Source organism: Geomonas sp. (genome assembly GCF_035254065.1).
In the GTDB taxonomy this organism is placed as follows: Bacteria; Desulfobacterota; Desulfuromonadia; order Geobacterales; family Geobacteraceae; genus Geomonas.
This window is the reverse complement of the sequence record NZ_DATFBA010000294.1, coordinates 1-11,043: the sequence shown is the minus strand read 5'-3', so window position 1 is coordinate 11,043 and position 11,043 is coordinate 1. Positions and strand designations below refer to the sequence as shown.

Sequence of the window (11,043 nt, the reverse complement as noted above, 5' to 3'; positions counted from 1 at the left end):
CGGATACTTCAACCCCATCCTCACCCCGGCCCTCCCCTTGAAGGGGAGGGGGAGCCGGCTGAGAGTGAGGCTGTTGAGAGGGAGGACGGTTGAGAGGGAGGGTGATTAAGTGAAGGGTGCCATTGGTGAGGAATTTTCACCTACGTCCCCTCCCCTTCAAGGGGAGGGACAGGGTGAGGATGGGTTTGAAACACATGCATTGATCAGGCATTAAACCGGCTTCTCGTGCATTGGAGCTATTGATATGAGGAAAAAGAAGGCCATCTTTTTTGCCGCCATCGGCATCGTGCTGGTGGTCGGGGTGCTAGCGCTCCTGAAGGTCCTGCAGATACGGGCCATGATCGACCAGGGGAAGAAGTTCGTTCCCCCGCCGGAAACGGTGACCACCGCCAGGGCGACCAGCCAGCAGTGGGAGACCTCGCTCACTGCGGTCGGTTCCCTCAGTGCGGTGCAGGGGGTGACGGTCTCCGCGGAACTGGCGGGCAAGGTGGTGGAGATCGCCTTCCATTCGGGGGCGACAGTGCGAAAGGGGGATGCGCTGCTCCTCCAGGACACCAGCACGGAAGAGGCGCAGCTTCCCGGCAGCCAGGCGCAGACGGAACTGACCCGGCTGGTCCTGGAGCGCGACGCGAAGCTGCTCCCCAAGAAGATCGTCTCCCAAAACGACTACGATACGGCGGCTGCCAACCACATGCAGGCGCGCTCGCAGGAGAACAACATCCGCGCCACCATCGGCAAGAAGACCATCCGGGCACCTTTCAGCGGCAGGCTGGGGATTCGCCAGGTGAATGTCGGCCAGATGCTCCGCGAGGGTGATCCCATCGTCACCCTGCAAAGCCTCGACCCCATCTACGCCGACTTCACCCTCCCGCAGCAGGAGCTGGGGCGGCTCCACCAGGGACTGCCGGTGCGGGTAACCTGCGATGCCCTGCCGGGCGTCACCGTGAACGGCCGGGTCACCGCCATCAATCCCATCATCGATGCGGATACCCGCAACGTGAAGTTGCAGGCCACGCTGGAGAACCCGGGCGAGCGGCTGCGTCCGGGGCTGTTCGTCAACGTCGCGGTGGGCCTCCCCACCCGGCGCCAGGTGCTGGTCATCCCCACCACCTCGGTGCTCTACGCCCCCTACGGAGATTCCATATTCGTGGTGCTGGACGACCCCAACAAGAAAGGCGGCAAGGTGCTGCGCCAGCAGTTCGTGCGCCTGGGGGAAAAGCGGGGCGATTACGTGGCGGTGGTGAGCGGGCTGAAAGGGGATGAGGAGGTGGTCTCGACCGGCGCCTTCAAGCTGAAAAACGGCGGCGCGGTGGTGGTCGACAACCGCCTCTCCCCCTCCTTCAGCATGACACCGAAACCGGAGAACAATTAATGCCAACACTGCTTCGACAAGCTCAGCACGGACGGCCAGGTGACCTATTGACCCAACAGACTCCGTTCGCCCTGAGCTTGTCGAAGGGCCTCAGACTATGAAAATAACCGACCTCTTCATACACCGCCCCGTGCTGGCCGCGGTGGTCAGCCTGGTCATCGTGATCGCCGGGCTGCAGGCGATGCGGACCTTGAACGTCCGCCAGTACCCCCGCAGCGAGAACGCCTCGGTGACGGTATCGACCGTCTACGTGGGGGCGAGCGCCGAACTGGTGCGCGGCTTCATCACCTCTCCCCTGGAGCGGGCCATCGCCGCGGCGGACGGCATAGACTACATGCAGTCCCAGAGCACGCTGGGGCTCTCCACCATCACCATCCGCCTGAAGCTCAATTATGATTCCACCCGGGCGCTTGCCGAGATCAGCTCGAAGGTGGACCAGGTGCGCCGGGACCTCCCCCCGGAGGCGGAGGTCCCGGTCATCAACATCGAGTCGGCCGACAGCCAGTTTGCGTCCGCCTACCTGAGCTTCTCCTCCGATATCCTGCAGCAGAACGAGATCACCGACTACCTGGTGCGGGTGGTCCAGCCGAGGCTGTCGGCGATCCCCGGCGTGCAGCGCGCGGACATCCTGGGGGCGCGCACCTTCGCCATGCGCATCTGGCTCAAGCCGGACCGGATGGCCGCGCTGAACATCTCCCCCTCGCAGGTGCGCCAGGTGCTGGCCGCCAATAACTTCCTGGCCGCACCCGGTCACAGCAAGGGGGCCTACATCCAGGTCAACCTGACTGCGGACACCAACCTCACCAGCGCCGAGCAGTTCAAGAAGCTGGTGGTGCGCCAGTCGGGGGGCACCATCGTCAGGCTCTCCGACATCGCCGACGTCGCGCTGGGGGCCGAGGACTACGACTCGGAGGTGCATTTCTCGGGGCAGACCGCGGTCTTCATGGGGATCTGGCCGCTTCCCAACGCCAACTCGCTCGACGTGATCAAGCGGGTCAGGGCGGAGATGGAGGGCATCCAGCACGATCTCCCCACCGGCCTCAAGGCGCGCATCGCCTACGACGCCACCGACTACATCTCCAGCGCCATCCATGAGGTGCTGAAGACCCTTGGCGACACCCTGCTCATCGTCATGGTGGTCATCTTCCTGTTCCTCGGTTCCTTCCGTTCCGTGCTGATCCCCATCGTCGCCATCCCGGTCTCCCTGATCGGCGGGGTCTTCCTGATGGAGGCCTTCGGTTTCACGGTCAACCTGCTCACCCTTTTGGCCATCGTGCTTTCCGTCGGCCTGGTGGTCGACGACGCCATCGTGGTGGTGGAGAACGTGGAGCGGCACCTGGGGATGGGCAAGTCGCCCCTGGAGGCAGCGCTGGCCGGCGCGCGCGAGCTGGTGGGGCCGATCATCGCCATGACCATCACCCTGGCGGCGGTCTATCTGCCGATCGCCCTGCAGGGGGGGCTGACCGGCTCGCTGTTCCGGGAGTTCGCCCTCACCCTGGCGGGTGCGGTGACCATCTCCGGTGTGGTGGCCCTCACCCTGTCGCCGGTCATGTCGGCCAAGCTCCTCAAGCCGGGGATCGAGGAGCATGGCTTCGCCGGCAAGATCGCCCGCGACTTCAACCGCTTCCGGGACTTCTACGGCAGGATGCTTGCCGCCACCCTCAAGGCGCGGCCGGCGGTCTACCTGGTCTGGCTGGTGGTGGTGCTGGTGACCGTGCCGATGTTCACCATGTCTGCCAAGGAACTCGCCCCCGGCGAGGACCAGGGGGTCATCTTCGGCATCCTCGATTCCTCCGCCAACTCCACCCTGGACCAGAACTCGATCTGGGCGGCCGCCACCAACCGCATCTTCCAGAGCATCCCGGAGACCGACTTCACCTTCCAGCTCACCTTCCCCAACTCCGGCTTCAGCGGCATGGTCGCCAAACCCTGGACCGAGCGCCACCGCAACATCTTCCAGATCTTCCCCGAGGTGCAGCAGAAGCTGCAGGCGCTCCCCGGCATCCGCGTCTTCCCGGTCACGCCGCCGGCACTTCCCGGCGGCGGCGATTTCCCGGTGGAGTTTATCATCGCCTCCACCGCAGCCGAGCAGGAGGTGCTCGACTTCGCCACCAAGATCCAGGCCAAGGCTGCCGCCAGCGGCATGTTCGCCTTCCCCCCCATCATCGACGTGAAGATCGACCAGCCGGAGACCCGCTTCGTGATCGACAAGGACAAGGTGGCGGCGCTCGGGGTGAACCTGAGCCAGATCGGCGGCGACCTGGGGAGCATGGTGGGTGGGGACTACGTGAACCGCTTCGACATCTCCGGCCGAAGCTACAAGGTGATCCCGCAGGTGGAGAGGGCGGGGCGGCTCAACCCCGAGCAGCTGGAGAAGATGTACGTCACCGGGCCCAACGGCCAGCTGGTGCCGCTCAGCACGGTGGCAAAACTGACCGAATCGGTGGTGCCCCGCTCGCTGAACCGCTTCCAGCAGTTGAACGCCGTGAAGATCAGCGGGGTGGCCATCCGGCCGCTGGACCAGACGCTCGGCTTCCTGGAGGCGGAGGCTGCCAAGATGCTTCCCAAGGGGTACGTGCTGGACTACACCGGGGAGTCGAGGCAGCTCCGCACCGAGGGGAACAAGTTCCTCCCCGCCTTCGGCCTGGCGGTGATCCTCATCTTCCTGGTGCTGGCTGCGCAGTTCAACAGCTTCCGGGACCCCTTCGTCATCCTGGCCGGCTCGGTGCCGCTCGCCATGTTCGGGGCGCTCATCTTCACCTTCCTGAAGATGCCCGACCCCAACGTCCCCTTCATCACCAAGGGGTGGACCACCACCCTCAACATCTATTCGCAGGTGGGGCTGGTGACCCTGGTTGGGCTCGTTTCCAAGAACGGCATCCTGATCGTGGAGTTCGCCAACAAGCTGCAGCTAGCCGGGCTTGCCAAGCTGGAGGCCGTGCAGCAGGCCGCTATGACCAGGCTCCGTCCCATCATGATGACCACCGCCGCCACCATCGCCGGCCACTTCCCGCTCACCCTGGTCAGCGGTCCCGGTGCAGCGGCCAGGAACTCGATCGGCCTCGTGCTGGTGGGGGGGATGTTCGTGGGTACCCTCTTCACCCTGTTCGCGGTCCCCTCCATCTACATGCTGATCGCCCGCGACCACAGCAAGGACCGGGAAAAGTTGCACGAGGAGGACGAGGTGACGGTGAGCGCCTTGCCGGACTGACCTTTTTCGTACCTAAAGAAGGCGGAAAAGGATATCTGATTAGCCACCAATCTCCCGCTGGTTCCAACGCCCCCTCCCCTTCAAGGGGAGGGTTGGGGTGAGGATGGGGTAAATGTGCCGGATGTTTGAGAACCCCATCCTCATCCTGTCCTTCCCCTTGAAGGGGGAGACGCTAGCGGAAGATCGGTGCTTCAGGAAAGGAAATTTCAGTTACAGCGGCAAGCACGGCCGGGTGGTGTCAAGGAGGGGGCAATATGAGATGGTGGATACTGCTGTTGGCGATGCTTTTGAACGGTTGCACGCTGTTCAACGTCTCCCTCCTGCACCCGGCGAGCCCGCTTGAGGAGAAGGTCTTGGAAGGGGAGGGGCGCCCGAAGATCCTGCTTCTGGACGTCTCCGGCCTGATATCCGAGAAGAAGTTCGGCATCAGCCTGACCGGCAGGCCTTCCCAGCTCTCGGAGATCAAGGAGGCCCTGCAGAAGGCCGAGGAGGACCGCGAGGTGGTGGGGGTGCTGATCCGGGTTAACTCCCCGGGGGGGACGGTCACCGCCAGCGACATCATCCACCACGAGCTGATCACCTTCAAGAAGCGCAATCCGGTGCCGGTGCACGCCGCCATCGTGGGACTCGGCACCTCAGGTGGCTATTACGTGGCGACCGCCGCCGACCGCATCACGGCCAGTCCCACCTCGGTGACCGGCAGCATCGGGGTCATCTACATGCACTTCCAGGTCGACCGGCTGCTGGACAAGATCGGCGCCAGCGAGTGGAACGTCAAGTCCGGCGACAAGAAGGACATGCTCTCCCCCTTCCGTCCCGCCACCGCCGACGAGAAGGCCATCATGCAGGGTGTGATCGACACCCTCTACGGGCGCTTCATCGACATGGTGCTTGCCCGTCCCGGCAACACCCTCAGCAGAGAGGAACTACTCAGGCTGGCGGACGGGAGGATCTACACGGCGGAGCAGGCACGGGCCTTTCGGCTGATCGACGGGGTCTGCTACCTCGACGAGGCGCTCGCCGACCTGAAGAAGGCGGCGGGGGTGGAAAAGGCGCGGGTGGTCGGCTACTACCGTCCCGGTAGCTACCGCGGGAGCATCTATGCCGGCGAGACCGGCGCCACCGGCGAGGGGGCAGGCATCCTGTCGCTTGGGGAGAACGGGCTGGAGGTATTTTCCGATATCGGCTTCGCCTACCTCTGGAAGCCGTGACCTTATACCCCCACGCCCATAGGGGAGGCGGGCCTTTTCGGCACGTTGAGGCACCCTCGCCCGGCCTTCGGCCACCCTCTCCCCTGAAGGGGCGAGGGTATAAAACATTAGGCAGGGAGGATGTTGGTCGCTTCCGGGACGGTCGGCAGGGTGACTGTGAAGACGGTCTCTTCGCCGGGGCGGCTGGAGACCTCGATGCTGCCGCCGTTTGCCTCCGCCAGGTTCTTGCAGACCACCAGCCCGAGCCCGATTCCCTTCGGCTTGGTGGTGAAAAGCGGCTGGAAGATCTTGTCCAGGTTCTCCGCCGTTATCCCTTCGCCGTTGTCGGCAACCGAGATGAGCACCGCTTCCCCGTCCTGGCGGGCGCTGATGCGCAGGGTGCCGCCGGCAGACATGGCCTGCACCGCGTTGGAGATCAGGTTCTGCAGCACCTGCCGCACCTGCTGATGATCTACCTTAAGGAGCGGCAGGGAAGAGGGTATTTGCACCTTGAGCTCGATCTCCTTCGGGATGCTGCACTTTTCAATGGTCTCCTGGACCAGCTGGCCGGCCGGCGTCGGGATGGCGCGGGGGGCCTTGACGCTGGCGAAATCGAGAAGGTCCCCGATGATGCGCAGTGAGTTGTCGATCTCGTTCTTGATGATGTCGAGGTACTGCCGGGTATCCTCCCCGGCCTCCTGGTTGATCATCTTCAGGACGTAGACGGCGTTGCTCATCACCGCCAGCGGGTTTCTCAGTTCGTGCCCCACGATCCCGCTCAACTGGCCCAGCGTGGCCAGCTTTTCCCGCCTCACCAGCTCCTCCTGCGCCTTCAGAAGCTGACCGCCCCGCTCCGCTACCTTCCGCTCCAGCTCCTCGTTCAGCTTGGCCAGCTTGTCCTCGGCCGCCTTGCGCTTGGTCACGTCGCGCACATGCTCGACGACGCCGGTGACCCGCTCCCGTTCCGGGTCGAAGATCGGGAAGGCGACGATCTCGAACCAGCGCGCCTCGTTTCCCTGCTGGATGCAGGAGACCCTGCTGGCGGGCTCGCCGCTGGAGAGCGCCACTTGGCTCGTGCACCCCTCGCAGGGGGTGTAGCGGTCGGCGAACACCTCGTGGCACTTCCTGCCGGTGAAGGGGAGCCTGTCCCGGAAGAGCTGCTCGAAAAAGGCATTCACCCTCACGATCCGCAACTCCTCGTCAAGCATGCAGATGCCGTCCTGGACGGCGTCAAAAATCCCGGAGAGCATCCGCTCCTTCTTGGCGAGTTCCTCCTCGGCCTTCTTCCGGTCGGTGATGTCCAGGATTGAGCCGACGATGCCGGCGGGGGAGCCGTTGGGGCCGGGAAAGCAAGCCTTGTAGCAGACGAGCTCGTGCGAGCTGCCATCCGGATAGACGCCGCTGGTCTCGAAGACCTGCACTCCCCCCCTTTGCACGGCCTGCAGGTCCGTCTGGCGCCCGATCTCGGCCAGAAGCTGCGGGAAGATCTGGTAGCTGGTCTTGCCGATCAGCCGTTCCCTGCTGAGTCCGGTGCACTCCAGATAGGCGTTGTTGCAGCCAAGATAGCGCCCCTCGATGTCCTTGTAGAAGATGGCGTTGGGGATGGAGTCGAGCAGCCGCTGGAGAAAAAGGAAGTCGGCCTCCTTTTGGCCTTCCCCCTCCTTGACAAGTCGGTTGGTGAGGGCGATGTGAATGGCGCCTACCGCCAGAAGCCCGAGCACCACCAGCATGAGTGCCCTTTTGCGTGAGGCGTAGTGGGAGAGGAAGTCGTCCTTCTTGATGCCGACGTAGAGGGCGCCGATCACTTTGCCGTTGCCGTCCTTGATCGGATCGTAGGCGGTGAAGTAGGGGGCGCCCTGCAGACGGGTCTCGCCCCGAAAGGCCCTCCCCTCGGTGAGCACCCGGCGGCTGGCTGGGGCCTCGAGGCGGGTCCCGGTGGCCCGGGAGCCGTCAGCGTTGAGCACGCTGGTGGCCACCAGCTGGTCGCCCATGAAGATGGCGGCCGTACTGCCGGTGATCTCCTGGACCTGGTCGGGCACCTCGCAGCCGTTCAGGACGCTGCCGCCCGCCATCAGCTTGCCGTCCTCGATGCTGAAGCCGGTCCCCTTTTCCCGCAAGACCGTGCGCAGCACCAGCATGGAGCGTTCCAGGTCCTCCTTGCCGTGTTCCACGGTGGCCGTTTCGAACCACTGGAAGCTGAGCAGTGCGAAGGCTATGAAGAGCAGCATCGCGACCAGATCGTTGATCATGGTGTACCGCTTGGTTTTCTTCATGAACCCTCGCGCTGCCATTGGATTTGCAGATCAGCTCACGCCGCGTCTACCTTGCCGCCGATCTCCACCCGGTTCCTGCCGGATTTCTTGGCGCGGTACAGTGCGCTGTCCGCCACGGTCAGCAACTGCTCCTCCTCGACCATCGAGCAGTCGAAGGTGGTCACCCCCAGGCTGACGGTGACCCCGGCTTCGGCCTCCACGGTGGACCTGATCCTTTCAGCCGCCTCGCAGGCCTCCGGGAGCTGGGTGCGGGGCAGGATGACCAGGAATTCCTCGCCGCCGTAGCGGAAGACGTGGTCGGAATCCCTGAGCTCTCTGAGCAGGATGGCCGCCACCCTGACCAGCAGCCGGTCCCCTTTTACGTGCCCATGGGTGTCGTTGTAGCGTTTGAAGCGGTCGAGGTCGGCCATGATCACGGAGAACTTGTGACCGCAGCGCTGGCCGAGCTCGAAGTACTTCTTCAGCTGGATCTGCATGAACTCCCGGTTGGCCAGCCCGGTGAGCGGGTCGTGCAGCGATTTGGACATGGTCTCCGCATGAATCCTGGCGTTGTTGACCGCGATGCCGATGTGGCTCCCCAGGGCGGCCACCAACTTGTGCTGGGCGTTGATCGAGCTTCCCGGCTTGTTGTAGAGCACCAGTACGCCGACCACCTTTTCCGAGGCCTTCAGCGGGATGATCACGTGGTGGCGGCCGAGGTGGCATCCCTGCTGGGGCTCTCGTACCGGCCCGCTTGCGCTGTCGGAGATGATCGGCACGCCGGTGGCGGCCGCCTTCCCGCACAGGCAATCGCCGATGCGGACCTGCTGGCAGGGGTCGAGCTGGTGCTCCGGGATTCCCAGGTGTGAGACGAGGTGCAGATGATCGTTGTCCGCCAGGAAGACCAGCCCCTTCTTCTGGAAGGAGAAGTACTCCATGGACAGCATGGTCTTCAGTATCCCCGGGAACAGCTGGCTTGGCTTGATCATCCGGTTGATGGAGCCGGAGAGGTCGAAGAGCACCTGCAGGTCGGCCGCCTGTTTGGTCAGCCTCTGCTCCGCGCGCTGCTCGTCGAGCGCTCGGTTCAGGTTGGCGAGCAGTTGTTCGACGTCGTAGGGCTTGAGCAGGTAGCAGAAGGCTCCACGGTTGGTCGCCTCGATGGCGGTTTCCAGGGTCGCGTTGCCGGTGAGGATGATGGTCCTGGTGTCCGGATGGGCGGAGCGGATCCGGTACAGGAGCTCGATGCCCGGCATGTCCGGCAGCCCCAGGTCGATGATGGCGACGTTGGCCTGGCTCTGCTTGAGGGCTGCCAGTCCGTCGGTCCCGGATGCGGCCACCGCGGGGCGATAACCGTGCAGGATGAGGATGTCGGCCAGGGTCTTCCGGATGTTAGCGTCGTCGTCGACGATCAGGACGGAGGGTGGCTCCGGGATCTCCTCAAAGTCGGGACTACCCGTAATTTTCAGATTATGGGCTGCTTTCATGCCTGTAGTCCTCGCGGAAGGGTGGCAGTTTCCGGCCTGGCGGAACCCACTGCGGTTGGCTTCTGCGGTTTTCCCCCCAGTCGGTGCGGAGTTTGGCACCGTGAGGAGCGGATTTTCGGTATGGGGCGTGGCATTGCGGGAGACAGTTGGATGGACTCACCGATATACAGTTAATTTTCTGGGAATTTTTCCCGTTGTCAATGTGATGAGCGCGGAGTTGCGAATTAAATTGATCAAATATGACATGGGGGGCATCCCGGCGGCCGTGGTTGTGGAAATTCCCCGCCGGGGATGCAGCCGAGTAAGTCGGAGACGGCGTCCGGTCGTGCTTTCCCTGCTGATGCGAAGATCACCCTGCTGAAGGGGTAGAATCGGTAACCCATTCTGCTTGTCAGATTACCGCTACGTCGGAATCTGTCGCGAGCTTCGCTGGACATTTATCTCTTCTTTTGTAGACTTTTCCGAAAATGCTACCAGGTATTGAATTGAATCACCTGAATTCAGCCATCGGCGCCCATAAAGCCAGATCCAAATCCATTGACCCCGCAAAAAAATTGGTTCAGCAACATTTCGACAGTCAATCAGTTCTTAAACAGGAGGTAAGATGAAGAAGCTCATCGCATGCTTAATCACCCTTGGTCTGTTGATAATCGCTGCCTGCAGCGATAACAACCCCAGCGATCTTGTGATGCTCAGCAACGCGCTCCCCGACGGCACCGCGGGAGCACCCTACAGCCAGACGCTGCTTGCTACCGGCGGCACGATTCCCTACACCTGGAGGGTCGACGCTGGAGCGCTGCCGGTGGGGCTTAGCCTGAGCCCGGCCGGCGTCATCTCCGGCACGCCGACCAGTGCGGGGACTTCCACCTTCACCGCCACCGTGGTCGATGCGGGGGTGCCGCCGCAGATCAGGTCGCGCAGTTTCACCCTGACCATCAACCAACCGGGTGCGCTCACCATCACCTCTACCTCACCGCTACCGGGAGGTACCGTGTCATCCGCCTACAGCCAGACCTTGACCGCCACCGGCGGTACCACGCCGTACTCCTGGGCCGTCACCGCCGGCGCGCTGCCGGCAGGACTTAGCCTGAACGCCTCGACCGGCCTCATTTCCGGCACGCCGACCACCGCGGGCACGGCGAACTTCACCGTCACGGTGACCGACTCGGCCGTACCGACGGCCGCAACCGCCTCGACCGCCTTCGCCCTGACCATCGCCGCGGCAGGTACTCCGGTGTCCATCACCACCACCTCGCCATTGCCGGCCGCTGCCACCGGTGCCGCTTACACCACGACCCTGGTCGCTGCCAACGGCGTCACCCCGTACACCTGGGCGGTCACTACCGGCACGCTCCCGGCAGGGCTCAGCCTGAACGCCTCCACCGGCGTCATCTCCGGCACCCCCACCACCGCCGGTACCTCCAACTTCACGGTCACGGTCACCGACTCGACCACGCCGACCGCGGGCACGGCCTCTACCCCGTTCGCTCTCACCGTCTCGGCAAGCGGTCCTGCCGCGCCGGCCAACGCCCTT

6 protein-coding genes are annotated in these 11,043 nt (G+C 63.8%); 4 read left to right on the top strand and 2 right to left on the bottom strand.

The window, feature by feature from the left end:
- Positions 1–244 precede the first annotated feature (244 nt).
- The 3 genes from VJ604_RS13435 to sppA all read left to right on the top strand — a co-directional run bounded on the left by VJ604_RS13435 (position 245) and on the right by sppA (position 5,794).
- A complete protein-coding gene (locus VJ604_RS13435) occupies positions 245–1,372 on the top strand; it encodes an efflux RND transporter periplasmic adaptor subunit (RefSeq protein WP_324083304.1) in 1,128 nt (375 codons plus the stop codon).
- A 97-nt stretch (positions 1,373–1,469) separates the two neighbouring features.
- A complete protein-coding gene (locus VJ604_RS13430; protein WP_324083303.1) occupies positions 1,470–4,583 on the top strand; it encodes an efflux RND transporter permease subunit in 3,114 nt (1,037 codons plus the stop codon).
- Between the two features lie 254 nt (positions 4,584–4,837).
- The gene (gene sppA, locus VJ604_RS13425) at positions 4,838–5,794 is read left to right on the top strand and encodes a signal peptide peptidase SppA (RefSeq protein WP_324083302.1); all 957 of its coding nucleotides are present in this window, start codon (positions 4,838–4,840) and stop codon (positions 5,792–5,794) included.
- 107 nt (positions 5,795–5,901) lie between these two features.
- Here sppA and VJ604_RS13420 read toward each other — a convergent pair whose 3' ends face one another.
- Complete coding sequence (locus tag VJ604_RS13420) at positions 5,902–8,046, bottom strand: PAS domain-containing protein (protein WP_324083300.1); 2,145 nt, start codon at positions 8,044–8,046, stop codon at positions 5,902–5,904.
- 35 nt (positions 8,047–8,081) lie between these two features.
- A complete protein-coding gene (locus VJ604_RS13415; protein WP_324083299.1) occupies positions 8,082–9,509 on the bottom strand; it encodes a GGDEF domain-containing response regulator in 1,428 nt (475 codons plus the stop codon).
- A 604-nt stretch (positions 9,510–10,113) separates the two neighbouring features.
- Here VJ604_RS13415 and VJ604_RS13410 point away from each other — a divergent pair.
- On the top strand, positions 10,114–11,043 hold a 930-nt coding region (locus tag VJ604_RS13410; protein ID WP_324083298.1), incomplete at its 3' end, for a putative Ig domain-containing protein.